The organism is Flavobacterium gossypii (genome assembly GCF_014138495.1).
Lineage (GTDB): Bacteria > Bacteroidota > Bacteroidia > Flavobacteriales > Flavobacteriaceae > Flavobacterium > Flavobacterium endophyticum.
In genome coordinates this window covers 118,736-145,317 of record NZ_JACJIS010000004.1, presented here as the reverse complement: position 1 = coordinate 145,317, position 26,582 = coordinate 118,736, and the positions used below count along the sequence as shown (strand labels likewise).

21 protein-coding genes are annotated in these 26,582 nt (G+C 37.8%); 4 read left to right on the top strand and 17 right to left on the bottom strand.

Annotation, left to right across the window (positions count from 1 at the left end; genetic code table 11):
* Window positions 1–2: 2 nt before the first annotated feature.
* Window positions 3–971 carry a T9SS type A sorting domain-containing protein gene (locus tag GGR22_RS15365; protein ID WP_182494375.1) on the bottom strand — a complete coding sequence of 323 codons (969 nt, stop codon included), beginning with the start codon at window positions 969–971 and terminating at the stop codon, window positions 3–5.
* A gap of 199 nt (window positions 972–1,170) precedes the next feature.
* A complete protein-coding gene (aroC, locus tag GGR22_RS15360) occupies window positions 1,171–2,226 on the bottom strand; it encodes a chorismate synthase (protein WP_182494374.1) in 1,056 nt (351 codons plus the stop codon).
* A 138-nt stretch (window positions 2,227–2,364) separates the two neighbouring features.
* Here aroC and GGR22_RS15355 point away from each other — a divergent pair, with 138 nt between their 5' ends.
* Window positions 2,365–3,189, top strand: coding sequence for a UDP-2,3-diacylglucosamine diphosphatase (locus tag GGR22_RS15355; protein ID WP_121377113.1), 825 nt, complete (start codon window positions 2,365–2,367; stop codon window positions 3,187–3,189).
* Between the two features lie 140 nt (window positions 3,190–3,329).
* Window positions 3,330–3,818 (top strand): hypothetical protein, encoded by a 489-nt coding sequence (locus tag GGR22_RS15350; RefSeq protein ID WP_121377114.1) that lies wholly within the window; start codon window positions 3,330–3,332, stop codon window positions 3,816–3,818.
* Between the two features lie 50 nt (window positions 3,819–3,868).
* Here the strand turns inward: GGR22_RS15350 and GGR22_RS15345 are convergent, their stop codons facing one another.
* From GGR22_RS15345 to GGR22_RS15295, 11 genes are all read right to left on the bottom strand, one after another.
* Complete coding sequence (locus tag GGR22_RS15345; RefSeq protein ID WP_182494373.1) at window positions 3,869–4,324, bottom strand: protease complex subunit PrcB family protein; 456 nt, start codon at window positions 4,322–4,324, stop codon at window positions 3,869–3,871.
* A gap of 1 nt (window position 4,325) precedes the next feature.
* Window positions 4,326–5,456: an N-acetyl-alpha-D-glucosaminyl L-malate synthase BshA gene (bshA, locus tag GGR22_RS15340; RefSeq protein ID WP_121377116.1), complete on the bottom strand. Its 1,131-nt coding sequence runs from the start codon at window positions 5,454–5,456 to the stop codon at window positions 4,326–4,328.
* Between the two features lie 312 nt (window positions 5,457–5,768).
* Window positions 5,769–6,224: a DUF1801 domain-containing protein gene (locus GGR22_RS15335; protein WP_182494372.1), complete on the bottom strand. Its 456-nt coding sequence runs from the start codon at window positions 6,222–6,224 to the stop codon at window positions 5,769–5,771.
* Between the two features lie 18 nt (window positions 6,225–6,242).
* On the bottom strand, window positions 6,243–9,152 hold the full coding sequence (locus tag GGR22_RS15330) for a glycoside hydrolase family 3 N-terminal domain-containing protein (protein ID WP_182494371.1): 2,910 nt from the start codon (window positions 9,150–9,152) through the stop codon (window positions 6,243–6,245).
* Window positions 9,153–9,169: 17 nt separating this feature from the next.
* Complete coding sequence (locus GGR22_RS15325; RefSeq protein WP_121377119.1) at window positions 9,170–9,652, bottom strand: ABC transporter ATPase; 483 nt, start codon at window positions 9,650–9,652, stop codon at window positions 9,170–9,172.
* Between the two features lie 2 nt (window positions 9,653–9,654).
* Window positions 9,655–10,266, bottom strand: a complete 612-nt coding sequence (locus tag GGR22_RS15320; protein ID WP_182494370.1) for a hypothetical protein — start codon at window positions 10,264–10,266, stop codon at window positions 9,655–9,657.
* Window positions 10,267–10,286: 20 nt separating this feature from the next.
* The gene (locus GGR22_RS15315) at window positions 10,287–11,078 is read right to left on the bottom strand and encodes a (Fe-S)-binding protein (RefSeq protein WP_121377121.1); all 792 of its coding nucleotides are present in this window, start codon (window positions 11,076–11,078) and stop codon (window positions 10,287–10,289) included.
* Window positions 11,079–11,143: 65 nt separating this feature from the next.
* A complete protein-coding gene (locus tag GGR22_RS15310; protein WP_182494369.1) occupies window positions 11,144–11,590 on the bottom strand; it encodes an LNS2 domain-containing protein in 447 nt (148 codons plus the stop codon).
* A 94-nt stretch (window positions 11,591–11,684) separates the two neighbouring features.
* Window positions 11,685–13,013 (bottom strand): (Fe-S)-binding protein, encoded by a 1,329-nt coding sequence (locus GGR22_RS15305; protein ID WP_182494368.1) that lies wholly within the window; start codon window positions 13,011–13,013, stop codon window positions 11,685–11,687.
* Window positions 13,014–13,021: 8 nt separating this feature from the next.
* The gene (locus GGR22_RS15300; RefSeq protein ID WP_121377237.1) at window positions 13,022–13,981 is read right to left on the bottom strand and encodes an MlaD family protein; all 960 of its coding nucleotides are present in this window, start codon (window positions 13,979–13,981) and stop codon (window positions 13,022–13,024) included.
* A 56-nt stretch (window positions 13,982–14,037) separates the two neighbouring features.
* The gene (locus GGR22_RS15295) at window positions 14,038–15,237 is read right to left on the bottom strand and encodes an N-acetylmuramoyl-L-alanine amidase family protein (protein ID WP_182494367.1); all 1,200 of its coding nucleotides are present in this window, start codon (window positions 15,235–15,237) and stop codon (window positions 14,038–14,040) included.
* Between the two features lie 83 nt (window positions 15,238–15,320).
* Here GGR22_RS15295 and GGR22_RS15290 point away from each other — a divergent pair, with 83 nt between their 5' ends.
* Window positions 15,321–18,065 (top strand): putative LPS assembly protein LptD, encoded by a 2,745-nt coding sequence (locus tag GGR22_RS15290; protein ID WP_182494366.1) that lies wholly within the window; start codon window positions 15,321–15,323, stop codon window positions 18,063–18,065.
* Window positions 18,066–18,076: 11 nt separating this feature from the next.
* A complete protein-coding gene (locus GGR22_RS15285; protein WP_182494365.1) occupies window positions 18,077–18,457 on the top strand; it encodes a RidA family protein in 381 nt (126 codons plus the stop codon).
* 300 nt (window positions 18,458–18,757) lie between these two features.
* Here the strand turns inward: GGR22_RS15285 and GGR22_RS15280 are convergent, their stop codons facing one another.
* The 4 genes from GGR22_RS15280 to GGR22_RS15265 form a co-directional block, all read right to left on the bottom strand.
* Window positions 18,758–19,606: an N-acetylglucosamine kinase gene (locus GGR22_RS15280; protein ID WP_121377127.1), complete on the bottom strand. Its 849-nt coding sequence runs from the start codon at window positions 19,604–19,606 to the stop codon at window positions 18,758–18,760.
* A gap of 213 nt (window positions 19,607–19,819) precedes the next feature.
* Complete coding sequence (gap, locus tag GGR22_RS15275; RefSeq protein WP_121377128.1) at window positions 19,820–20,821, bottom strand: type I glyceraldehyde-3-phosphate dehydrogenase; 1,002 nt, start codon at window positions 20,819–20,821, stop codon at window positions 19,820–19,822.
* Between the two features lie 112 nt (window positions 20,822–20,933).
* The gene (pfkA, locus tag GGR22_RS15270; protein WP_182494364.1) at window positions 20,934–21,920 is read right to left on the bottom strand and encodes a 6-phosphofructokinase; all 987 of its coding nucleotides are present in this window, start codon (window positions 21,918–21,920) and stop codon (window positions 20,934–20,936) included.
* Between the two features lie 169 nt (window positions 21,921–22,089).
* The gene (locus tag GGR22_RS15265) at window positions 22,090–26,520 is read right to left on the bottom strand and encodes a translocation/assembly module TamB domain-containing protein (RefSeq protein ID WP_182494363.1); all 4,431 of its coding nucleotides are present in this window, start codon (window positions 26,518–26,520) and stop codon (window positions 22,090–22,092) included.
* Between the last annotated feature and the right edge of the window lie 62 nt (window positions 26,521–26,582).

Sequence of the window (26,582 nt, the reverse complement as noted above, 5' to 3'; positions counted from 1 at the left end):
AATTAGTTTTTGATAATTTTTTTAGTTGTAGATCCTTGATCAGAGTTGATGTTCATCATGTAAACACCAGCAGACAAATCTGAAATATTAACTTGAGCAGAAGAATCTCCGTTCAATTCTACAGTTTTAACTGTACGTCCGTTCAAATCTGTAATACTTACTGAATTCAAAGAAGAGTTCAAATCGCTAGAAATATTTACTAAACCGTTAGATGGATTAGGATATACAGAGAATTTAGAAACTGCTGCAAAATCATTAGTGCTCAACAAATCAATTGTTGGAGTTGCAGTAACTACATAATTATCATAGGTGTTTTCAGAAACGGCAGCATTTGTCGTAGGAACAGCTGAACTAAAAACAACTCTTTCTGGCTGGAACGGACCTGCATAGTTAGCCTCATTTATACCTGCATTAAATCCTGGGCCTTTCCATACTACTTCACCAGTTGTTGTATCATATGCTACTCCTAATCTGTACCATGTATTATCTTCCAAAACAATTGGAGTTGCCGCAGATGCACCCAAGCCTACTAAATAAGTACCTAATGTAGCGCCATTTGTTAAGTAAGCAACTCCTGATAAGGTTTTAGTGCTTGGAACATAAGCAAATCCTCCTACGATTCTTAGAGAAGCTCCATCAACTCCGTAAATAGACATACCATTTTGAGCTGTACTAGTAGAAGCTGCACCTGTAAAGAAATCAAATTCTAATTGAATAATGTCATTTCCTGTTGTTCTAGCAGTCCATGCATCATCCATACCCGCTTTAAACATAAAACGTGATCCTTTATTTCCATTTGAAGATACGATTTTTATACCGTTTGAGCTTTGTCCAGATGTAACTACTTGAAAATTAGTAGGTCCAGAATTAGTTCCTGTTGTTGGAGCTGCTCCATTAGATGATTGTGTAAACCAACCGTCTTGTCCTGCAGTTACACCAGTCATATCAGTTCCTATGTTTCCTACTGTCAATGTATTAAAATTATTCGATTCTAATACTTGAGCATTTACACTAAAAAAAGAGCCAAATAAAAGCCCTGCAAAAAGTAATTGTTTTTTCATATTTCTTAAATTAATGATTTGGTCACGAAATTAACAATAAAAACAGACAAGCATACAATTTTTATTGTTAAAATATATGCTTTGATGTTGTTAAAAGAATATTTTTTGATTAAATTGTATTAAATAGATAATAATCTGCTATAACTAATGCTGCCATCGCTTCTACAATAGGAACAGCTCTAGGAACTACGCACGGATCATGCCTCCCTTTTCCTTGCATTTCCACTATATTTCCTTGTGCGTCTAACATTTCTTGCTTTTGCATAATTGTGGCTACTGGCTTGAAGGCCACTCTAAAATAAATGTCCATCCCATTGCTGATTCCTCCTTGGATACCGCCGGAAAGATTGGATTGTGTAGTTCCATCTGAATTATAAAGATCGTTATGCTCACTTCCTTTCATTTTTGCACCACAAAATCCGCTCCCATACTCAAAACCTTTTACGGCATTGATAGACAGCATAGCCTTTCCGAGTTCCGCATGTAGTTTGTCAAAAACAGGCTCGCCCAAACCAATCGGAACGTTTTGAATGACGCATGTTACAGTGCCTCCTACAGTATCTCCTTCTTTTCTAATTTCTCTGATGTAATCTTCCATCTTTTTCGCAGTAGCTTCATCTGGACAACGAACAGGGTTGGTTTCTGTTTTAGAAAAATCTAAGGCTTGGTAAGGCTTGTCAATAAAAATATCTCCTACAGACGAAACAAAAGCATTGATTTTGATATCTGGAATGACTTGTTTTGCAATCGCACCTGCCACTACCCTGCTTGCCGTTTCTCTTGCTGAACTTCTTCCGCCACCTCTGTAATCTCTGATTCCGTATTTTTTTTCATATACGTAATCGGCATGACTGGGTCTGTAATTGTCTTTTATATGAGAGTAATCGTCTGACTTCTGATTTGTATTGGGTATGATGAAACCTATCGGAGTTCCTGTAGTCTTTCCTTCAAAAATTCCAGAGAGAAACTGTACTTCGTCGTCTTCTTTTCGTTGCGTTACTATAGCCGACTGTCCAGGCTTTCTGCGTGACATCTCAAATTGGATGGCTTCAAAATCTAGTGTAATTCCGGGTGGGCATCCGTCAATTATGCCACCTAAGGCTTCGCCATGAGATTCTCCGAAAGTCGTTACTCTAAATAAATTTCCAAAACTATTTCCTGCCATTTTTACTTTATTTTACAACAAATGTAGGGATTCTCACGGAGATTTAAACTTAATTAAATCATCACTATATGTTAACATTCTGGTAAGTATCTATTCATAGATGTTTTATTTATTTGCTAAACTTTAAAGCACAATACGTTGAAAAAAAGAATTGTTGATTTAGTAGTAATCTCAGATGTTCATCTGGGCACTTTTGGCTGCCATGCGAAAGAACTTCATAATTATCTTTGCACAATAAAGCCTAAAACATTAATCTTAAACGGCGACATAATCGATATCTGGCAGTTCCGAAAATCTTATTTCCCGAAATCACATTTAAAAGTAATCCGAAAAATTTTAGATTTTGCTTCAAAAGGCACGCAAGTATATTATATCACTGGAAATCACGACGAGATGTTGAGAAAGTTCAGTGATTCTAAAGTCGGTAATTTTTCGATTATTGACAAGCTTGTCCTTGATTTAGACGGACAGAAAGGATGGTTTTTTCATGGCGATATTTTTGACTCTTCTGTACAACATGCCAAATGGATTGCTAAACTTGGAGGCATCGGCTATGATTATCTTATCCTTCTTAATCGTTTCTTTAATTGGTGCTTAAAAAAAATGGGGAAAGAGCCTTACTCTTTTTCTAAAAAAATAAAATCTGGTGTAAAGTCTGCTGTAAAATTTATCTCAGATTTTGAGACGGCTGCTATAGATCTGGCTATTGAAAATAAATATGATTATGTAATCTGTGGTCATATTCATGAGCCAAAAATTTTAAATCAGACAAACAAAAAAGGTAAAACGGTTTATCTAAATTCTGGAGACTGGGTTGAAAACTTAACCGCATTGGAGTATAACAAAAAGCGCTGGAAACTCTACAGGCATTCCGAAAATGTAGAAATTGTTGAAGAAGACTATCTCGAAATGGAAACGAAATTAAGTGAAAAACTGATTTCTGGCTTCATTTTTTCAAAATAAGGTAGAAAAAGCCTCTGTATTTTTGTTTGGTTATCAGTATTTTACAAAAAAAATCAATTTTTTCTTGTTATAAAATTCACAATTTAACGTTTTTTGGCAATATTATTGCTACCTTGTATTAAACTCTAAATTAAAATTTTATGAAAAAACTGTTTTTATCGGCTTTTATGCTGGCTGGGATGGCATTTAGCGCACAGGCACAAGAAATTTCAAAAAACGCATTAGGTTTGCGTCTTGGTGACAATGATGGTTTTGGTGGTGAGATTTCTTATCAAAGAGGTTTATCTAGCAACAACCGTCTGGAAGTAGATTTAGGCTGGAGAGATAGCAATCACGTTGATGCTATTAAATTAACTGGGGTTTACCAATGGGTATGGAATATCGAAGGTGGTTTCAACTGGTATGCCGGCGTTGGTGGAGGTCTTGGTACTTGGAGCTACGATTATCGAGGAGCTGACGATAGCGGTACATTCTTCTTTGCTGCTGGTGACATTGGTATCGAATATAAATTCGACATTCCTTTGATGCTTTCTTTAGACTTCAGACCTGAACTTTATTTCAATCATGATGATTTCAGAGATGATAGCTTTGGACCAGATATCGCTTTAGGTATCCGATATACATTCTAAAAATACATTTATTTATAAAAAGAAACATCCCGATAATTCGGGATGTTTTTTTATTGAAAGATAATTTCCTTGGTCGAATTAATCTTGACTATCGTATAAGGACTCGTAAAAGACATGGTGACAATATCGCCAGAACCGGGCTTGGTTTCTTCTACAGCTACATATATCTTCCCTCCTTTTTCAGAAACATTTTTTACTTTGATGGCATAGCCACCAGAACTTTTTTCTCCCATAAACAAGGCAACAATTCTTTCTTTTGAAAAGTCTACTTTCGGAACCTGAGGATCATTGACAGCTTCATATAATTTTACCAACGAAGCATTATCTTTTATAATTTCATAGGACTTCTCTGTTTTACCCTGATAAGCTGATTCGCTTAAAATCTGGTACAAAGCTGTAGAGGGATTTTTTTTACCATCAGCTGCAGTTTTTTGGTCAGTTGTCTTTTTTGTGCTGTCACAAGAAAAAAGCAGGACAATAAACGGCACTAGAATTAATTTTTTCATATCATTTGTTTTTTAATGCCTTTTCGTAAATGGCTTCATACAAAGGCATGATGTTTAAAATATCAAACTGTTTTGCCACATTCAAGGCATTCTGTTTAAATTTACTCAATTCTTCGTCACTTTCCAAAATTGACAGGGCATTTTTTGCCATATCGTCTATATCTCCCACATTGCTCAAATAACCTGAAACGCCGTTAAAATTAACCTCTGGCAGTCCGCCAGAATTACTTGAAATGACAGGAACGCTACAGGCCATTGCTTCTAAAGCAGCAAGACCGAAGCTTTCTGTTTCTGAAGGAAGCAAGAATAAATCGGTATAGCAAAGAATCTTATCGATATCATTGCTGTTTCCAAAAAAGATAACTTTATCACTAATTCCGAGTTGCTCGCATAGCATTTCTGCTTTTTCTTTTTCTGGACCTTCCCCTACCATCATCAGCTTGGCTGGAATTTTTTTCTGGATCTCATTAAAGACTTTTACCACATCAGGAATTCTTTTTATTTCTCTAAAATTACTGATATGGGTTACAATTCGTTCGTCTTTGGAAGCCATCAATGCTCTTTGGCAAGGCGCATTTTCGTCTAATCTGTTCTTGTTGATTTCAATGAAATTTGGAATCACTTCAATCTCTTTCTTGATATCAAAAAGCTTATACGTTTCATCTTTGAGACTTTGAGACACAGATGTCACTATATCTGATTTATTGATGCTGAAAGTTACTGCCGGTTTGTAAAAAGGATGGTTTCCGACCAACGTAATATCTGTTCCGTGTAGTGTCGTGACCATCGGGATTTTGATTCCTTCATGTTTCAGCATCTGCTTGGCCATATATCCTGCATAAGCATGAGGAATGGCGTAATGTACATGGAGCAGCTCAATCTTATGGAGTTTGACCATATCGACAAGCTTGCTAGAAAGAGCTAGTTCATAAGGCTGGAAATGAAATAGCGGATATTCAGGAACATTAACTTCGTGATAATGGATATTCGGATTTAAAAGGGCCAGCCTCACAGGTTGGCTATACGTAATAAAGTGTATTTCGTGTCCTCTTCTGGCAAGTTCAAGGCCTAATTCTGTGGCTACTACACCGCTACCTCCAAAAGTCGGGTAACATACAATTGCAATTTTCATAATTAATCCTAAAATGAATAACGAAAGTACTCAAAAAAGTAAGGCAAAACTGAATTTCCCATAAAATTAACGCTTATACAATCTTTGAAAAAGCCAAGTTATTTTTATAAAAATTTAGCCTTAAATTAGGATAAAGTTTCCGTTAAATTCATGATTTTCACCAAATGACACGCAACCTAAAACAACTTATTGTATCCTAATGAAGTATATCTAGCTGATAGAAATTAGAATATGATTTTTAAAAGCAAGGTTTTGTTTTAGTTTTAATAAAAAAGCCAATCACAGTCTTCATGGATTGGCTTTTTTCATTTTTTATTTTCTAAATGCACTCTCATACATCTCGATCCATTTTTCTGGAGTGATTTTTCCGAGCAATTCAGCAATCAATTCATATGGAATCTGATCCATTTTTTTGAAACGGATACAGCTTTTGCCCATGTCAAGCTTTTGTTTCGAATGTTTAGGATATTCGGCAACAAACCAATTGAGCAATTCTGGATCAGCATAGATTCCCATATGATACAAAGCTATAAAGTTTTTTTGGGAAGCCAGACTCAAGAAAGGTAATGGCATTTCTGGATTGCAATGATACCCATTAGGATAAATTGAAAACGGAACGTTGTAACAAAGCATGCCATAGTTCATACTTTCTTCAAATCCTTTTGGAAGTTTTTCAAGAATACTATTTCGAAGTTTTCCGATAGCTTCTTTTCTATCATCAGGAAGGCTGTCTAAATATTCTTTTGGATTTTTGGCTGTTGACTGCATCTTCTAAAAAATTAAAATTTAATTCTCTATCGCATCATAGATTACTTTCTGGATATTTTCGCGGACATTTTCTTTTGACAATGTATTAGGCGCGTTGGAGTCCGGATAGGTTCTGTTTGAAAGGAAAATATACACCAATTCATTTTCTGGATCAGCCCAAGCCATCGTACCTGTAAATCCGGTATGTCCGAAGCTTGATTTCGAAGCACAGCCACATGTCGGACCTGTAGTTCCAGGTAATTGTTGTTTGTCAAAACCTAGTCCTCTCCTATTTCCTTCTTTGCAATAATAGCAGGTATTGAAGGCATCAAAAGTAGCTGGAGTGAAAAACTGCACGCCGCCATAGTTTCCTTTTTGAAGATACATCTGCATTATTTTGGCGAGATCCATTGAGTTTGAAAAAATTCCGGCATGACCACCGACACCGTCCTGCATGGCCGCAGCCATATCATGCACATAACCTTGAATCGTCTGGTATCTGAAATAATTATCTACTTCTGTAGGTGGAATGATACTCATGTCAAATTTCCTCAAAGGATTATAAGTTGTATTATTGGCGCCAAGTTTTTTATAAAAATTTTCTTCAGAGAGCACATCTAGCTTTTTCCCAGTTTCTTTTTCAAGATATTCTTTTAGGATTATAAATGTGAAATCGCTGTATTTGTATTCTTTTTTAGGCAAGAGCTTACTCTCGGCTATTTTCTTTATGATCGTATCTTCGTAATCGTTTCTCAAGAATAAATTTTCTGCTACTTGCATTGAAAATTCAGGAGTCAATGTATTCTTATAATATTTTTCGCTTGGTTTTTTGTCAGCATTCAGAGTAGCTTGATAAAACGGAATCCAAGCTTGTAGCCTAGCATAATGCGATAGCAGTTCCTTAAACGTGATGTTCTTTTTATCGGTATCTGCAAACGCAGGAAGCATTGTCCCCAATTTTGTCTCTAAAGTGATTTTTTTCTGGTCGTATAATTGCATGACATCAGGCAGAGTAGAAACCATTTTTGTTAAAGAAGCCACGTCATATAAATCTGAATTTTTAACTTTCACTTCGTTTTTATAATCGTGATATCCGTATGATTTCTGGTAGACAACTTTTCCTTTTCGGGCTACTAAAACTTGTATTCCAGGTGTCATCTGCCTTTCGATCGCATTATTAGCAATACGGTCGATTTTTTCCAATGCTTTTGAATTCATCCCTACATTTTCAGCAATTGTAAATCCAAGTCGGTTGAGTTTTTTTGTTTTTAAGCCATCATTCACCTTAAAGTTAGTCCCGATAGAAACCGGAAGTTTTCCTTTTGATTCGATAGCACCAAAAATAAGTTGCGCGGAAACGTTCTGCGCCACATCACTGTTTTGGTAGGAAACAACTAAGCCTTCTATATCAGTGAAAGAATTAATCGGCAAAAGCGAATAAGGCTTCGTGAAAATATCTAAAATGACCTTATTGTTTTTAGATATCTCTTGTATCTTGACAAGCTCATCTACCGTAAAATCGTGCTTTTTCCAAGCACCATCTGCCTTATGATATCCGATTATAACTGTGGTATAATTTTTCAGCTCATTCATTAAAAGATGCAAGCTGTCATTAGAAACTTCTGTCACTTCAGTATACTGCTTCAGCGTGTTTAGAAAAGAAGAATTGGTATCGTCTCCTAATTTTACGTAAGCTATCTTTTCGTTTTCAACATCCTTGATCGGAAGGATTTCATTTTCGTTTTTTAATACCGTAACAGCATTTTCATACAATTGATATTGCAATGCCTGTGCTTCCGCATTATTTAAATCATCATATAAATATGGAATTTCAATCGGCTTATAATTGTTCAGTCCTGCCATATATTTATATCGCAATATCTTTTTTACAGAATACTCTAATCTTTTTTCAGAAATAACCGTATCCTGAATAGCAACACAGATTTTTTCCAAAGCCAACGGAACATTTTCAGCAAAAAGCAAAATATCGTTTCCTGCTAAAAAAGCTTCCAAATCGATATCTCCGGGCTGTTTGAAATTCGTTGCGCCTTTCATATTCAAGGCATCAGTAAAAATAAGTCCTTTGAAATGAAGCTCGTTTTGGAGCACGTTGGTAACTACATTATAGGAAAGCGATGTCGGATAATTTTCTCTCGGTTCCAAGCTCGGAACGTTCAAATGCGCTACCATAACGCTCGCAAGTCCTTCCCTGAATAATCGCTTGTACGGATAGAACTCTACATCATTAATTCTTTGTTTTGAAAAGTTAACCATCGGAAGCGTATGATGCGAATCGGTTTCCGTGTCACCATGTCCTGGGAAATGTTTTCCTGTCGCAAAAACGCCTTGATTTTGAATACCTTTCATCAAGGCAAGTGCTCTTTCTGTAACGTTCCCCTTGTCTTCTCCAAAAGAACGGTTTCCGATAATCGGGTTTTTGGGATTGGTATTGATGTCTAGAACAGGGGCAAAATTAAACTGTATTCCCATCCTTCTGCTTTGCAGTCCGTATTTTTCGCCGACTTTTTCAATCAGCTTCATATCTTGGATCGCACCAAGCGTCATGTTCCAAGGATAACGTATGACAGAATCCAAACGCATCGCTAGTCCCCATTCAGCATCAATTCCGACAAAAAGCGGCACTTTCGATTTGGACTGGAAACGGTTGGTAAGTTTTGCTTGGCGTACAGGTCCGCCTTGGAAGAAAATCACGCCACCAATGTGCTGTTCTCTTATGAGTTTGTCAATAGCATTCGTGTGTACGCTATCTTTATTGGAATAGGCTGCCACCATAAAAAGTTGCCCTATTCTTTCCTGCATCGTCATTTTATTATAGATGCTGTCGACCCAGATTATTTCTTTGGTTCTGTCTAAATTTAATTTAGGTTCATGGAGCTGTGAAAATGCAATCTGACTGAAGAACAGTAAGGCAATAATAAAATATCTCATTCAAAAAAAGTTTGTTTTTAGAAAAAACGGCTATGCCAGCTTTCATGTGCTGGAACTTCCCAATATTCATGCCATTCCCCTACAGTATTAACGAGATTATTAAAAACAATTGTATTTGCAGAAACTGCTTTTTCTTTAGCCATTTTTTTAAATTCGACTAAAGGTTTATGTGCAATGTGTTCGCCAAGCTTGAACGTGACGTTCATCTTATCCAGCAAATCAACATTGTATTTTTTTTCTAATTCTTGTATGAATTGTACCGAACTATCAATAGAACAGCCTGTTGCTGATTGAACTTCTTGGTTCACAGCCAATATAATGAATCGATTGTAACGCAACTGGTAAGAAGCTTCTAGGCCCGTTCCGTGAGCCGCCCAGCCTTCAACAAAAGCTTTTACGTCTGATTCAATTTCAGCCATCTCATCATCTGAAAATTTTCTGTTTGATTGGTAAATCCAGATTCGTGATTCGTCTGGCAAATTTTCAAAAGGAATGTACATAATTATATTTTTTTTATGCCTTGGATTACTTTGTAATATCTGAAATCCTTGGCTTTTACGTCGTAAAATTCTTGTTCCCAGTAATCCACAGAAACTTTATCGTTTTTCTTTAATTTATTTTCGATCAGAAGGTTTGAGTCTTCAAAAAATGTCAGCACCAGCATCGTATGGTTTCTTCCTGAATTATCCTTGATTACTACTGTAAGGAATTGCTCAGGCTTTATTTCTACAATACGTCCTTCAACAGTCGAATGTTCTTGTTCTACTTCTGTAGAATCTATCTCAGACATGCCCATTTCTGCCAGCGACATCAATACATCCGGACAAATTCCGGCCATTTTCATTCCTACATCGCCGCCGAGTTTTTCCATAGCACCGTCAGCTTCCATCACATTTCCGTATTTTGCTGTCACTTCTTTCTCGTGATTTGAAAAGCTTGAGATAATGCACAATCCCAATTCCATCTGCATTTTTTGCGAATCGGCTCCTTTAAGCGTTTCTTTTTTACCGCCTGCACAAGAGCAAACTTCTTTAGCCATTATATCAAGGATATCTTGACTTTGGGCATTACTGAAAAATAATGCAAATGCAAATACGAGTAGTGATTTCTTCATAGTGTAATTAGGTTTATGACTTACAGATCTTTAGCGTTTGCGATTAATTCCGCTATATCCATAACTTTAACTTCGGCTTCTTTTTCTTTATTTTTGACACCATCCGTAAGCATTGTATTGCAGAACGGACAACCAGCAGCAATAATCTGCGGAGCGGTTTCAAGAGCATCTTCGGTTCGTTCGATATTGACTTCTTTATTTCCTGGCTCGGCATCTTTAAACATCTGGGCGCCTCCTGCTCCGCAACACAAGCCATTGGCTTTGGAACGTTTCATTTCGACAAGTTCTACATCAAGCTTTTCGATCAATTCGCGTGGTGCTTCGTAGATTTTATTGGCTCTTCCAAGATAGCAAGGATCGTGAAACGTAATTCTTTTTCCTTTGAACTGCCCACCCTCAATCGTCAGCCTTCCTTCATCCAAAAGGGATTTCAAAAATTGTGTATGATGAACGACTTCGTAAGTTCCTCCTAATTCAGGGTATTCGTTTTTCAACGTATTAAAGCAGTGCGGACAAGCCGTTACTATCTTTTTAGCTTCGTAAGCGTTCAAAACTTCGATATTCATCATGGCCTGCATCTGAAACAGAAATTCGTTTCCGGCCCTTTTAGCAGGATCACCTGTACAGCTTTCTTCTGTTCCGAGAACTGCAAAGGAAACTTCGGCTCTGTTTAATATCCTAACAAAAGCTTTGGTAATTTTTTTTGCTCTATCGTCAAAGCTTCCGGCACAGCCTACCCAGAAAAGAACTTCTGGCTGTTTTCCTTGAGCTAACATTTCGGCCATTGTAGGCACTGATAAAACTTCTGACATATATTTTATTGTTAGATTGTTAGATTGGCAGGCGTTAAATTCGCCTAAAAATCAAATAACCAAATTTATTCGTGTTGTCCGTCATCAAAAACTTGAATGGTCACTTCTTTGTCCACCAAGTCTGTAAATTTTCCTCTATAGCGGGTAGCTTTAACCAAATGATTGTCTATCCAATGGTAGTTTCCACCACGAGGTTTTCCCATTACCATTCCGTGGTATTTGAAGCCGTGTATTTTTAGCCATTGCTCCGTCACTTCGCGATGTGCTTCAGTTCTTGACGTAAAAAAGAAAATAATATGACCTTCGTCATACCATCTGTTTAATGTAGCAAGCGCATCAGGATACACTTCAGCGGTTAGCATTCTTTCGGGTTGCTCGTTTGGAATATCGTCGCAGATGGTTCCGTCAATATCAATAAGGTAGTTTTTAATTCCTTCAGGCAATATTGGGCTGATTTGCTCTCCGTCTTGAGTAGCTGCTACTAAGTTTTTATCGATATCTTCAGTCTTCATATTATTCTAAATTCTAGTTTGATGTATTGCCTGCAAGCTGCAAGGGCGGAAGTCTTATTGTTTTTCAAGAAGACCAATTCAGAAATGCCTTCTCTTAGTTTTCGTTTTTCCAGTTCAATCGGTCTTGCTGACTGTATTGCCATGGTGCTCCGTTGTTCTCTACGTTTGTCATCATCGCATTCAACGACATCGGCGCAGCACTTTGTTCCATGACCAAGTAACGTCTCATGTCCATAATAATTGAAAGCGGACTGATATTTACTGGACATTCTTCAACGCAGGCGTTACAGCTTGTACAAGCCCATAGCTCTTCTGGAGTAATATAATCGTTTAGTAAAGTCTTATTATCTGGAATAAAAACTCCTTTATTGGCGTCGATATTTCTTCCTACTTCTTCCATCCTGTCGCGCGTATCCATCATAATTTTTCTAGGCGACAGTTTCTTTCCTGTAATATTTGCAGGGCATGAAGACGTACAACGACCGCATTCCGTACATGTATAGGCATTAAGCAATTGAACCCAGTTCAAATCTTGTACATCGCTGGCTCCAAATTTTGTAGGAGCCGCATCAGCATCAGCGGGCGGTGCTGCAAATGGATCGGCATTAGGATCCATCATCAGCTTTACTTCTTTTGTTACCGATTCAAGGTTGTTGAATTTCCCAAGAGGATTTAGGTCTGCAAAATAGGTATTTGGAAAAGCCAAAAGAATGTGCAGGTGTTTTGAAAAGTACAAGTAGTTCATGAAAATCAAGATTCCTGTAATATGCGTCCACCAAAAAACTCGCTCCAAAATGATAAGCGTGCCTGTTTCCATACCGCTAAATATCGGTGCTATAAATTGGCTTATCGGGAAAGCTCCTGCTTTTATAAAATGTGGCGCTCCTTTTTCTTGTAAAGCCAAGTCAGATGCATTCATTAACAAGAAAAGAGCCATCAAGGCTATTTCAAAATAAAGGATATAATTGGCATCGCCTTTTGGCCATCCTTTCAAATCATTATGAACAAATCTCTTGAGCTTGATAATGTTTCTTCGTATCAAAAACGTAATGACCGCAAATAGAACCAATATGGCTAATATCTCAAAAGAACCGATCAATACATCGTATGCAGTACCCATAAAAGCAAAGACACGGTGCGTACCAAAAAGTCCGTCGATAATGATTTCTAATAATTCTATATTGATGATTACGAATCCAATATAGACAATAATATGAAGTATCCCTGCAATAGGACGTTTTACCATTTTAGATTGGCCCAAAGCTATTCGGGCCATGTTGGCCCAGCGTTCGCTTTTATTGTCAGAACGATCTACATCCTGACCTAATTTGATATTGCGAACAAGCTTTTTTACGTTTGATATGAAATATCCAAAACCAAGACCCAGTAAAACTGCAAATAATATATTATCTATATAGCCCATGAGCTTTCTTAATTTTTAATAGTATCTTTTACCTTTTTAGGCTCTACATAAGGTGTTGCTTTTTTTCCAAAAACAGAAAAATGCACATAACGCTTAGGATTGTTTTTCAAGTCGGCTAGCAACTGTTTCAATTCCAATGACGCGCCTTCAAGATTTTTATACATTCCTTCGTCTTTAAGCAGTTTTCCTAAAGAACCTTTTCCAGCTTGCACATCGTTGATGATATTGTCAACATTCGCCAATGATTTTTCTAGTTTTTTCACGGCTTGGCCTAAGTTAGCCTGTGCCAAAGAATCAGATAGTTTCGAAAAGTTTGCCGACGTATGGTCTAAATTAGCAAACGTACCATCAATTTTTGTCTTGTTATCCGCAATTAATGAATTGATTCCTTTGGCCGCTTGGCTGAATTCTTTCATCGTTGAAGCTAATTCCGCAATAGAAGCTTGTAAATTTTCTTGTGTCTTTTTATCAAAAATGTTGTTGATGCTTACCAGCAAGCTGTCGGCCGACACAACCGTTTTTTCTACTTTTGTCTGAAGCGGTGACAGCTTATCGCCTAAAGACGAAAGCATTCCCGGTTTTATGTTTGTAGATAACGTCTGTCCGTCTTCTGCTTCTGAAGGATCTTTGAAATTTGGAATAATGGCAATATTTTTTCCGCCAATAAAACTTGGTTCATAAATCGTAGCAATACTAGATTTCGATATCGGGAAATCAGTCTTCACTTGAATTTCTACAAGAAGTTTTCCGTTATCGCTCAACGTGATACTATTCACCTTGCCCACGGCAAGACCGTTGATTGTTACAGGAGCTGAAGGAGCCAGTCCTTCTACTTCGTCATATACGGCGTAAAATGTCTTATAATCGTTAAAAAGATCTCTTCCTTTTAAAAAACTATATCCCCAAATAAATAATAATATTGAGGAAATTACTAAAATGGCTGTTTTGACTTCTCTAGATATTTTCAAAGCTTTGGTGTTTTTAAACAAATTTAAATTAAATATTTCAAATGCATTCCAAAAAGCTATTTTAATGCTTCTTGTATGCTGATTTTTTTGCCATTCTTAAAGGCAATAAGGTAGGATGAAGTAAATCCTTTTGCTTTGGCATCTTGTACCAGCTGTTTTGCTTTCTCATAATCGCTGGTTTCGCCATACATGTATTTGTAAAGATTTCCTTCCGAAATCATAGAAATATTATCCAATCCTTTAAAGTTGCTCGGAACTAAGTCCAATTTGGTACCGCTTGCCGATATCTGCACTTTGAAAATAACTCCTTTAGAATCATTTTTTGTTTCTGTGCTAACTGTCGGAGTTTTTACCTCTGGTTTCTTTGTGTCTGGAACTTTCGCCACTGGAGCTTTAGCGCTGTCTTTCTTAACAGGCGTAACAACTTCTTTCGGTCTTTCAACTCTCAAAGCTTCTTTGTCAATCTTGTTTTCTACAGACGTACCTCCGTAATATTCTTTTTTATAGCCCATGATGGCATCTGCTATCGCTTTTGCAATTTCGTTTTGTCCTTCTTCCGAATTCAAATACTGCCCTTCTGTCTTATTAGATAAAAAGCCCATCTCAATCAAGATGCTTGGCATTGAGGTCTTGTGCAACACCATGAATGGCGCTTGCTTAACGCCTCGGCTTTTACGGCTCAACTGCTGGGTAAAATTATCTTGTATCTTACTTGCTACAGCAATACTGTGGTCTAAGTGTTCTTCTTGGATGAGCGTAATTCCGATCAAAGATTCAGGCGATTTCGGGTCATAACCTGCGTATTTTACCTTATAATCTGCTTCAAGCGTGATTACCTCGTTCTCGTTTTTGGCGACTTCAAGATTCGATTTTACCTTAGTAAGACCCATAACATAGGTTTCGGTACCGAAAGCTTCAGAATTTGGATTGGAATTACAATGCACCGAAACAAACAAATCAGCATTAGCTCTGTTGGCAATATTGGCACGCTCTACCAGTTCAATAAATACATCTGTACTTCTAGTGAAAACTACGTCTACATTAGGTTGCTTATCCAGCAGCCTGCCTACTTTTAAGACAACCGCCAACGCTATGTTCTTTTCAACAAAATTATTCTTTACGGCTCCAAAATCTTTTGCACCATGGCCAGCATCAAGAACTACTTTAAATTTTTCGCCGGATTGACCAAAAGCGGCAAAAGATACAATACAGGCTAATAAGGCGAACGAACGTTTGAATTTCTTATGGATGTACATATTTCGCTAAAGTTAATTTTAATAAAAATGCTATGGTTATAATTTTGATATTTCCTTATTTTTGATGAAAAATATATGTAAGTTTGGCACGTCAAAAATTAAGCCATATTTTTACAAAAATAGTATTTAAACCTTTGCGCACAAACTTATTTCATATCGTTTTATCAGCAATTTTCCTAACATTAGGAAGTGCAGAAGCATATTCACAAGAAGGGAAAAATAAAACCACGACAATACCCGCTGAAAAACAGCCTTCTACAAAAAAAGATTCTACAAAAGTCAGCCTTTCCGAAATTATAAAACCTGCCGATTCTACTGCCCAAGACACGCTAAAACCTAAGAAAACCTTTCTCGAAAGCAAGGTAAAACGCAAGGCTGTGGATTATGAAAAAATGGACCAGAAGAAAAAACTTCTTACTCTTTATAACCAGGCGGAACTTTATTACCAAGATTTTGAGCTCAAGGCAGGAATTATTGTCATGGACTATGAAAAGAATGAAGTTTATGCCGGAAGGATTAAAGATTCGCTCGGAAATTATACGCAACGTCCTGTTTTTAAGCAAGGAAGCAATGTTATCGAACCTGATTCTATACGTTTTAACACAGTAACAAAAAAAGCTTTGGTATGGAATTCCAGGTCTACTCAAGGCGAATTGAATATCAAGGGAGAGATTACGAAAAAAGAAAACGATTCTGTTTATTTCATCAAAAACGCAAGAATCACCACCTCAAAAAATATTGACGATCCTGAATATTATTTTTTAGCTCGAAAATTAAAGCTCGTACCCGGCAAAAAAGTCGTTGTGGGATTGACCAACATGGTTATTGCGGACGTACCGACTCCTCTGGGAATTCCTTTTGCTTTTTTTCCGATGTCAAACAAAGGAACTTCAGGATTGATACTTCCTTCTCCTAACGACTCGAACAGGCAAGGGTTTTCATTGCAAAACGGAGGAATCTATCTCGCTCTCTCAGACAATTATGATTTAGCGGTCATGGGTGACTACTATACGAATGGAAGTTATGCGATGCGTTTTGAGTCAAGCTACGCCAAACGATACAAGTTTCGAGGCAACCTGAACGTACGTTTCGAAAACCAGATCGAAAGCGAACGAGGCTTTCCAGATTATGCAAAGACAACACAGTACAACATCCAGTGGTCGCATACACAAGATCCTAAATCCAATCCAAATTCGAGATTCTCGGCTTCTGTCAACTTGGGAAGCAGTAAATACTACCAGCAATCTTTAAACCAGTCTAACGTTGGTTCTGCCTTGAATAATACGTTGAGTTCTTCTGTTTCCTTTTCAAAGACTTTTAATACGGTGCCGCAGGTAAATATGTCGATTACGGCTACCCACTCCCAAAATACGCAGACTGAAACTATCAACATGACCCTTCCTACATTTCAAGGAAGTGTTGACAGGATTTTCCCTTTTGCTTCAGAAGACGAAATCAAAAAAGGTTTTATAAAAAACATCAACTTCCAATACAACCTAAACGCTCAAAACCAGATTACGACTAAAGATTCGTTGTTTTTCAAGCCTCAGATGTTTAGAGATGCTAGAGTCGGTTTCCAGCACTCTATTCCAATCAGTACCAACTTCAAGATTTTCAAGTATTTCAGCGTTTCTGCCGGAGGAAATTACAACGAAGTATGGTACATGAAAACCATCGAAAAAAGATTCAATGAAGCGACGCAAAAAGTGGACAATATCGATATCAGAGGATTTGACGCTTTCAGGACCTATAACTTCTCTTCTAGCATCGGTACGACAATCTACGGTACCTTCAATTTTGGAGAGAAAAAGAAGATACAGGCCATCCGCCACGTCATGAGGCCATCTGTTTCTTACAGCTACACGCCTAGCTTTGCTAAATACTATGATACTTACGATCCCGACGGAAGCGGTACAATGCTAAAAGAATATACCCGTTTTGAAGGCGGAATTTACGGAGCTCCGGGTAAAGGTGTTTCGAACAACATCGGATTCAGCTTGAGCAATACTTTTGAAGCGAAGGTGACTGACAAAGACAGTACTAAGACTGAGCCTAAAAAAGTAATGTTGCTAAACAACTTGAACTTCTCGACTTCTTACGACATGACAGCAGATTCGCTTAAACTGGCTCCTTTGAGAGTAAGTGGTGGAACGACTTTGCTCGAAGATAAAATGAATGTCAACTTTGCGGCAACACTTGATCCTTATGCGCTGGATAATGCCAACAGAAGAATCGACATGTTCAATATTGACAACGGAGGAAGTTTATTCCGTTTATCAAGCGCCAACATTACGATTAATTATTCTTTCTCTAGCAAAGACGGCACTGACGAAAACGACCGCTCGGACCCTTTGAAAAACCAAGGCTTGAGAAATGGAGGTCGCGAAGATGATTTGTTCGGAACCGCAAGGGATTTAGGCGACAGCAGACAGAGCCAGTTTAATGATGAAGATACTGAAAAGGCCGAAAAAAGGACAACTTTTTATAAAGCCCTGCTCCCGTGGGATCTGCGCCTCGCCTACTCGCTGACCTATAGCAATTCGACGCGACAGAACGAAATAACTAACAACTCCCTGATGGTTTCCGGAAATATTGACCTGACGCCGCGATGGAAAGTCGGAATTTCTACTGGATACGATTTCGTGCAGGATGGAGTCACGTTCACCCAGCTTCGTTTTGAAAGGGATTTGTTAAGCTGGAGAATGGACTTTAACTGGATTCCGATTGGAGATTATACTTCTTGGGGATTCTTTATCGGAATCAAATCGTCTGTATTGAGCGATATCAAATGGGACAAGAGAAAACAACCAGATAAAAGACTTCGTTAATTCAATCGCATATGAAAAAAATAATTTTTACAGAAAAAGCTCCAGCTCCAATAGGGCCATACAACCAAGCTGTATCTTTCGGGAATACGCTTTTTACGTCTGGGCAGATTGCTATCAATCCTGAAACAGGCGACCTGGTACTTGATGATATCGAGACAGAAACCAAGCAAGTAATGGAAAACATGAAAGCCGTTCTTGAAGAAGCTGGAATGACTTTTGAAAACGTAATAAAGACTTCTATTTTTATTATGGACATGAACAATTTTGCAAAAATAAATACTGTCTATGGAAGCTACTTTGATGAAAAGACAGCACCAGCCAGAGAAACGGTACAGGTGGCTGGATTACCAAAAGGCGTGAATGTCGAGATTTCGATGATTGCTATGAAATAACCATCCGCTGGTTTAAAATAACAAAAGGCTCGATATATTATGTCGAGCCTTTTTAATAACTTATTAGTCAGAATTAAAAAACATTGTCTCCGCATCAAAAATCATTTCTCCTCACTACAAAGCTTCGCCTCCCTTTCAAAAAATGCCATCGGAGTACTATAAAATCTTGCCGGAGTATCAAAAAAGCCACCGGAGTACTGCAATGCTTCATCTCCCTTGCTCAAAATAACAATTCAGTAGTGCTGTGTACAATTTCGCCATAAAAAAAGCTCCGCCACTGCGAAGCCTTTAATCTAATAATTAGTTTATCCTGTGGTATTCTATCAGTCCGTCAATCGGCCTTCTTAAAACATTTCCTATTTTCAAGCCGTTCTTTTCCAAGACAAGCTTTAATTCGTCTTTCAGATAGAAAGCGATAGAGCCTACAAAATGAATCGGAACTTCATGGCAGTCTTCAAATTGCGTAATATAGTTGTCTACAAAAGTCTGCATGGCTTCAAAAACCAATTGCTGGATAAATTCTTCATCCTTGTGCTGGATCAAAAATTTTGCAAAGGTGGCCAGATAAGCATTCGGATTGGCTTGCTTATAAAGATGGTTCTTGATTACATCGGCATCCAAATCGTACTCTTTTTCAAAAAGAGAAGCGAGTTTTTTGGGCATCTTGCCAAAATAATAAGCACGAATCAAATCCCTGCCAAAGCGGTTACCGCTGCAATCGTCCATAGCGATATAGCCAAGCGACTGCACTTTTTGGTGCAATTCTTCTCCGTCAAAATAGCTACAGTTCGAACCTGTACCTAAGATGGAGATGATTGATCTTTCATTGGTCGGATTGGTCGCATATGCAGCCGCATACGTATCTTCTTTAACAGATACTTCTGCGTTTGGGAAAAACTCCCTGAAAGTCTCAGAAAGCGAATTCTTCATTCTGTCAGTTCCGCATCCTGCTCCATAGAAAAAAAGATGCGTGACTGCTTTTCTATTGTGATAGATATCGAAACGGTCTTCCAAACGCTCGATAACTTCTTTTTTGTCTAAAACTTCAGGATTTAATCCTAAAGATTGCGTGGTGAACAACTTGTTTCCATTATCATCTAATGCAATCCAATCTGCTTTTGTTGAGCCACTGTCTACTAATAATTTCATTTATGGTCGTTAGTTAATTTCGTATTATGGGCAGAAATAAGAACACCTTTCTTTCTTATTTCCGATTCCGAATTTTAAACAAATCTTGCGCTATAAGCAGTTCGATTCTGAAACTAAAATACGGAAAAAATAATTGGCACAAATCGATAGTGATTTGTTGCCGAAAAATAAAAAAGTCCCGCCAAATTAATGACGGGACAATTCAATTATTAATTACAGTTGCGCGATATGTACAGATAGGTCAATCAATTTGCTTGAGTATCCGTATTCGTTGTCATACCAAGAAACAATTTTAAAGAAAGTTGAGTTTAGTCCGATTCCAGCCTTAGCATCAACGATAGAAGTGCGAGAATCAGAGATAAAATCTTGAGAAACTACATCATCTTCAGTATATCCGATAATGTTTTTATAGTCTGTTTCAGAAGCATTTTTCAATACTTTCATTATTTCTTCGTAAGTAGTTTCTTTTTGAAGTTTTACAGTCAAATCCACAACAGAAACGTCTGCGTTTGGAACACGCATCGACATACCTGTTAATTTTCCGTTCAATTCTGGAATTACTTTTCCTACTGCTTTTGCAGCACCTGTTGAAGCTGGAATAATATTTAAAAGGGCAGCTCTTCCGCCACGGAAATCTTTGCGAGAAGGTCCGTCAACTGTCAATTGCGTTGCAGTCGTAGCGTGTATAGTTGTCATCAAGCCTTCAACGATTCCGAAGTTGTCATTGATAACTTTTGCCAATGGCGCCAAACAGTTGGTCGTACAAGATGCATTTGATACAATCGTGTCAGATGCTGTTGCTTTGGTATGGTTCACGCCCATCACGAACATTGGGGCATCTGCCGAAGGAGCTGAAATTACTACTTTTTTAGCACCTCCTTTAATGTGGGCATTGGCTGTTTCAAGAGTCGTAAAGATTCCTGTACATTCTGCTACTACATCCACTCCTACTTCGTCCCATTTTAATGTCGATGGATCTTTTTCTGCTGTAACGCGGATTTGTCTGTCGTTTACGAAAAGCTTTCCGTCTTTTACTTCCACTTTTCCTGCAAAACGGCCGTGTACTGAATCATATTTTAAAAGGTAAGCCAAATGCTCAACATCTAATAAATCGTTGATGGCTACTACTTCTACATTATCTCTATTGAAGGTTTCTCTAAAAACGATTCTACCAATTCTACCGAAACCGTTTATTCCTAATTTTACTTTTGACATTTTTTTGCTTGCTTAGGGCTTCAAGCTTGCGCTTTTAGCCGATTATGTAATTTGTTTATTTTGCTTGTTTGAAAAGAAATACACTGCCAGATGTATTTCAAAGAAGGGAATATTATGTTGTCATGATGTCTGACACTCTCAATAATTCTCTGTCGATTTGCGAATGTCCTTTGATAGCTTGTTCCAAAGGAGTCAGTTCTATCTTGTCGTTTAGTAATCCGACCATATAGTTGCTTTTTCCATCTAAGATAGATTCTACAGCTTTTACGCCTAGACGACTTGCCAAGACACGGTCAAAACAAGAAGGAGCGCCACCACGCTGCATATGTCCTAAAACAGAAACACGTACATCATATTCTGGCATGTTTTCTTCCACGTAGTCTTTTAGCTCGAAAACATTCTTGCCAATCTTATCGCCTTCTGCGATGACTACGATACTTGAAGATTTTCCTGATAATTTACTTTTGCGAAGTGATTCCAGCAGCCTTTCTAATCCTAAATCCTCTTCAGGAATAAGGATTTCTTCTGCTCCTGCACCGATACCAGCATTCAAGGCGATATGCCCAGCATCACGCCCCATAACCTCCACAAAAAACAGTCGGTTGTGTGAGCTCGCCGTATCTCTAATTTTATCGATTACTTCTACTACCGTATTCAAAGCCGTATCATAACCTAATGTATGAGTAGTTCCGAATATATCGTTGTCGATCGTTCCAGGAATTCCCATGACTGGGAAGCCATATTCTTTATTAAAAACAAGGCCACCAGTAAAACTTCCGTCTCCTCCGATAACCACCAAGGCTTCAACTCCTGCATCAACCAAATTGCCATGGGCTTTCTTTCTGCCCTCTTCGGTCATGAACTCTTTCGAGCGAGCCGACTTTAAGATTGTTCCTCCTTTGTTAATGATATTGTTCACGCTACGAGGTCCCATTTCTTTAAAATCGCCTTCAATCATTCCTTGGTATCCTCTGTAAATTCCGACGCATTCAATATTATGATAGGCGCAGGTTCTGACTACAGAACGGATTGCGGCATTCATTCCAGGAGAATCTCCTCCAGAAGTCAGCACGCCGATTTTTTTTATTGTTTTTGACATTTATTTGCTATTAATAATGTAAAATTAGCAAACATATATTACTTTAAAGGTAGGGTTTTTAATAATTTAGGAAACAATTAGAATTTCAATCGATTTCGTTGATAAGTTTTTATTTCCGTCTCCTAGAAGTTGATAATTTTTGTAAATTAAAGGGAAAATTGGAGCATGTTTATTCCGATTCTGGAACTTTTTGTTGTTCCGTTTTTGGGTTTTCGGTCTTTTTTCTTCTGTCCTGAGTCCATTGAATAAAGTCTGGCGATAGGTCAGAATCCGGAACATGATCGGCAGCATTTTCTTTTTCTTCTTTGGTCTTGATATTGAAAATCTTATACCACAGTTCTTTTAAGGTATCAAAATCGACTTCGTAGGAAACCCCGAGTCCTTGCGTATAGCCGATGCCTTCTCCTATGTAATTGATGTCGTTTTCGCGATTGAATACTCTCAAATTTAAGGTTCCGTCTTCGTTTACTCTATATTTTACTTCGACGTTACCTACGATAACCGACTGGTTTACGCCACCAACAGGAACTCCGACTTTTCCATCTATAGAAATTCGTTCGTTGATCTGTGTCGTGATGGCAATTCCGAATTGGCTGCTGGTTTCGGCAGTCGGCGTTCTATCTGCCATCTGATAATCCAGAGCTACTGTAAACTTACCGTCTTCGTCTTGGAAAAGGTCATTGAACAATCCGCTCGCTCTTTCGAACAAGCTTCCGTAAACTGCGCTTCCTGCATTTTCAGAACTTAAGAAATTACCCGTACCCAAAAGCGAAAGTGCTTGGTTGACACGTGTATCCTTATCGTCAAGCTTTACTTGCAATTCCGATTTCAACACCGAGCTTACTGTCGGGAAATTAATCGTAAAATCGGGCTCAGGATTCATCAAGTTGCCTGTAAGTCCGATTACGACTTCCACTGGCACTTTTCTGTTGAATGAAGCATTATCTTGCAAAACAGCTGGATTCGCTTGGGTCTTATAAATCGCATCGATATTCAGACGTGCACGAAGCGGATCTCCGTCCCAAGAAATAGAACTTCCTTTCTTCACCAAGAATTTTTTGTCAATAATACCGCCATATTTGAAGTTGTATTCTCCTTCCCTCACTTGATAATCGCCCCACATATTGAATTTTCCGAGCGTACTAATTTCCAGCCTCATGGTTCCGTCACCTTTGCCTTTCAGCGCATGTCCGGTATTTCTGTCGATGATAATCTCTATTTCTGCTTCAGGCGTAATCTTTAAGTCAAACTGCAGCTCAAGACCCGAATTATTCACGACCTGCTCGACTATACCATTTTCTTGATTGTATTTTTCTTTCGGACTCAAAAACTTTATGAAAGTATTATTGCCCACACCTGATGCGCTATTGATCGGAATCTTGATTGCAGTTCCTTGTTTGGATTCTGCATCAACCGTAATCAACAATCCGTTTGTAGGGCCTTTTATAGAAGCCGTTCCAGCGATAAAGGCTGTACCGAAATACATGGCATCGTCTGAATCTTTCGTATCCAAAGCCAATAACCTATCCGACTTTATGTTGAGATCTAGCACCCATTTTTTGAAATTTTGGTGTTTGATACTTCCTGTCAAGTAGCCTTTTGTATTGTATTTGGTGTCGGTCATTCTCGCATCGTTAAAACGGAATTGGTTTTCCGTCAGGTCAACGATCGAACGTTCGTCAAATTCATAGTCAACGTTAAGGTATGGCACTTTAAGTCCAACTTCGTCTAAGAATAGTCTTCCATTAATCTGTGGATCTTTCAAGGTTCCCGCAAAATTGGCATTCCCTGAAGCAAATCCTCGAATTCTTGAAATAACATTTCCGCCTAGCGGACTCAATGCTCCAAGGTTAAATCTGTTAAACTTAAAATCTAGGTCAAAAAGCGTCTGCTTATTCAATATGCCGATATCCCCTGTTATTATAAAGTTTTCTACGTCGTTGTTTTGCAATACTGAGTTGACGCTGAAACGGTTCAGGTTTTCATTTCCTTGTATCTTCACAGATAGGTCACCCAAGGCGATCTCATTGACATGCAGACTGTCGATTGTAATTGTTGATGTAGGCTGGTAGACTGTTTTGTTTTGCCTAAAGTCGATTTCTCCGTTCAAGTTTCCTTCTACCCGAAGGCTGTCCATAGAGGGCAATAACTTGCCTAAACTGACATCATTAAAGCTCAGCTTGATGTCTTTATAGGTACTATCTCGCATAATACCTTCTAGCTCAATTCGCTGGTTGTTGTGCGTCATCAAAATGTTTTCGATAGAGAAATTTTTAAACTTCTTATCAAATACAATCTTGTTGTCGTTCGCATCATTTTCGTTTAAGAACCACATATAGTCCTTGATATTTACTTCCGACTTTTTGATACCGACAACGTTGTTGTTCTTTTCGTCAATCGTATGGTAGACGTTCAGATTAAAAAAGTCCTTACTTTCTTTGCCTCCTTTAAACTCTGTTCTAAAAAAGAGCGTGTCTTCCAACTTAACGTTAATAGTACTGAAATTCGAAATCTTGTATCGCTTTGTCTTGATACTGTCCATTTCGATATACGCATTGTAAAGCGGATTTTGATTGTCAATTTCCAACGAAACTTTGTCAAAATAATTGCCATAGGCTTCAATCTCTGGCGAATCAAAATTCATCTTGAACTCATTAGAGTCGGAAGTCATTTTTCCAGAAACGACCGTATTGGTTCCTATCGAGACATCAGGAAGAAAAACCTCTACAAGTTTATTGTATATCGAAAGATTAAAATCTAAAAACTGCCCTGGCTTGACTTTATTGGGCTTATAGTTGGTATATAAACTACCGATTGCATTTTCTATAATTTTCGGGACCTGTCTGAATTCGTATTTTCCGACAATCTGCCCTTTGATAATATCAGGCGAGTTGATCGAAATAGTACGCACCCTATTTTCGTCAAAGCGTGATTGTATTGTAAAATCATCAAAGAAATAAATGTCTTTTTGATTTTGGTAAGACGTCTGGGAAATAGCAATATCGCCGTACATATTGTCGATGCTGTTTCCTGTAACCTGCATCATGATATCTCCCTTGAAAAGCGAAATAGAGTCTCTTTTGACCAACTGCAGCTTGTTTAAATCGGCATAATCGATTAAGGCATGGAAATCATAACGATTTTCTCTTTTGCTCAAATCTACCAAGCCTTTGAAATCCATTTTAAGATTTTCATCATTTACGAGTACCGTTCCTTGAAATAAAGGATTTTTAAAAGTTCCATCGATTTCAATATTCTTGTAGTTGTATTTTTTGAAATTTAGGCTATAGACGGTACCGCTTACTTTGGTATCCAAGAATTTTCGCGTGAATCCTTTTCCTTCTACTTCTAAATCCAGCGTAACAGCGCCAAAATCTTTCTGTCTTAAAAATCTTCCGATATTAAATTTTTCGAAATTTATATTCCCTTTATATGAAGCATTGTCAATATTATCAATATCAAAAAGCTGCAAGTCTGCCGCAAGCTCGCCAATGGCAGTTGTCAGATAGATATCCGCTTTTACGTCTGTTTTGGTAACTTCCGCATTTCCTGTAATATCAAAATCGCCTAAATATTCCAACGAAGAAGGAAGTTTTTCACCAAGAATTCTTGGCAAAATGCCTTTCAGGTTAGCATAATCAGAGGACAATCGCTTAAAATCTCCTCGGATAAGAAAAGCATTCTTGTCAGGATTAAAAAGATTCTTGAAGTTGATATCTCCTACAATTCGAGAATGATTGTCTACCACCAATTTCAGATTTCGAGTATAGAAATCATTCATGCTCCCGCTTAAGATCGTAGAAAAGTTAAACTTTTTGTTTTTGCCGAATTCATTGTAGAAATGGTTCAAGTCATTTGTGGAAATCGAAGCGGAATCCACATCTACATCAAAATGCACTTTATTCACAAAGTCGGCAAGCCCGCCTTCTTTATAAGTCAGTACGACATTGCCTTTCAAGTTGGATTCCTTTGTAAAAAGGTTAAGTTCTTTCAACAAGATGCTTTCTTTCGAGTAGCTGAATTTTCCTGTCAGATCTTTGACAAACAGTCCTCTATGGTCTTGAAATGCTAGTTTTTTTATTTCTGTGGTAATGTCGCTTCCGTAAATCTTGAACTTGCGTACGCTGGCATCCATCTTCGTAAAGTCGACGTTTGTTTTAGTGACAGCGTTTTCATTCGTCACCTTAAAATGGCTCTTGGTCAGATAGATATTATCTGCATTCAGCTGGAAAGGTTTCGGAGATTTCTTTCCTGTTTCAAATAATTTTACAAAAACATTGATATTGGATTCCTTTTCGCCTTTATAATTCTTAAGATTAAAGAAGAGCTTGTCTGCGTAAATATCTCCAAAAATCAAATCCCCAGATTTTAGTTTCTTGAAGCTTAAGATATTGGTCTTTATGGAATTTGCATAAATCAGTGTATCTTTGTGATGGTCCCTAATGAGTACAGTTTTCAACTTTACGCCGCCGAAAATCGAAACAGCAACCTGATCAACGTTGATATCTGTCCCGTAATCTTCGTTTAAAGTTTCGGTAACGTAATGTGCAATTTTAGTCTGTACAAAAGGGAGCGAAAGCGCAATGCCGAGTAGCAGCAAAAGTAGGATTATACCCAGTAAGGTACGAAATACTATTTTTTTAAATTTTTTGATACTCTTAA

Coding starts and splice junctions, on each gene's coding strand:
- aroC (WP_182494374.1), bottom strand. CDS start 2,226: ATGGCAGGAAATAGTTTTGGAAATTTATTTAGAGTAACGACTTTCGGA.
- GGR22_RS15350 (WP_121377114.1), top strand. CDS start 3,330: ATGAAAAAACTGTTTTTATCGGCTTTTATGCTGGCTGGGATGGCATTT.
- GGR22_RS15345 (WP_182494373.1), bottom strand. CDS start 4,324: ATGAAAAAATTAATTCTAGTGCCGTTTATTGTCCTGCTTTTTTCTTGT.
- bshA (WP_121377116.1), bottom strand. CDS start 5,456: ATGAAAATTGCAATTGTATGTTACCCGACTTTTGGAGGTAGCGGTGTA.
- GGR22_RS15335 (WP_182494372.1), bottom strand. CDS start 6,224: ATGCAGTCAACAGCCAAAAATCCAAAAGAATATTTAGACAGCCTTCCT.
- GGR22_RS15330 (WP_182494371.1), bottom strand. CDS start 9,152: ATGAGATATTTTATTATTGCCTTACTGTTCTTCAGTCAGATTGCATTT.
- GGR22_RS15325 (WP_121377119.1), bottom strand. CDS start 9,652: ATGTACATTCCTTTTGAAAATTTGCCAGACGAATCACGAATCTGGATT.
- GGR22_RS15320 (WP_182494370.1), bottom strand. CDS start 10,266: ATGAAGAAATCACTACTCGTATTTGCATTTGCATTATTTTTCAGTAAT.
- GGR22_RS15315 (WP_121377121.1), bottom strand. CDS start 11,078: ATGTCAGAAGTTTTATCAGTGCCTACAATGGCCGAAATGTTAGCTCAA.
- GGR22_RS15310 (WP_182494369.1), bottom strand. CDS start 11,590: ATGAAGACTGAAGATATCGATAAAAACTTAGTAGCAGCTACTCAAGAC.
- GGR22_RS15305 (WP_182494368.1), bottom strand. CDS start 13,013: ATGGGCTATATAGATAATATATTATTTGCAGTTTTACTGGGTCTTGGT.
- GGR22_RS15295 (WP_182494367.1), bottom strand. CDS start 15,237: ATGTACATCCATAAGAAATTCAAACGTTCGTTCGCCTTATTAGCCTGT.
- GGR22_RS15285 (WP_182494365.1), top strand. CDS start 18,077: ATGAAAAAAATAATTTTTACAGAAAAAGCTCCAGCTCCAATAGGGCCA.
- GGR22_RS15280 (WP_121377127.1), bottom strand. CDS start 19,606: ATGAAATTATTAGTAGACAGTGGCTCAACAAAAGCAGATTGGATTGCA.
- gap (WP_121377128.1), bottom strand. CDS start 20,821: ATGTCAAAAGTAAAATTAGGAATAAACGGTTTCGGTAGAATTGGTAGA.
- pfkA (WP_182494364.1), bottom strand. CDS start 21,920: ATGTCAAAAACAATAAAAAAAATCGGCGTGCTGACTTCTGGAGGAGAT.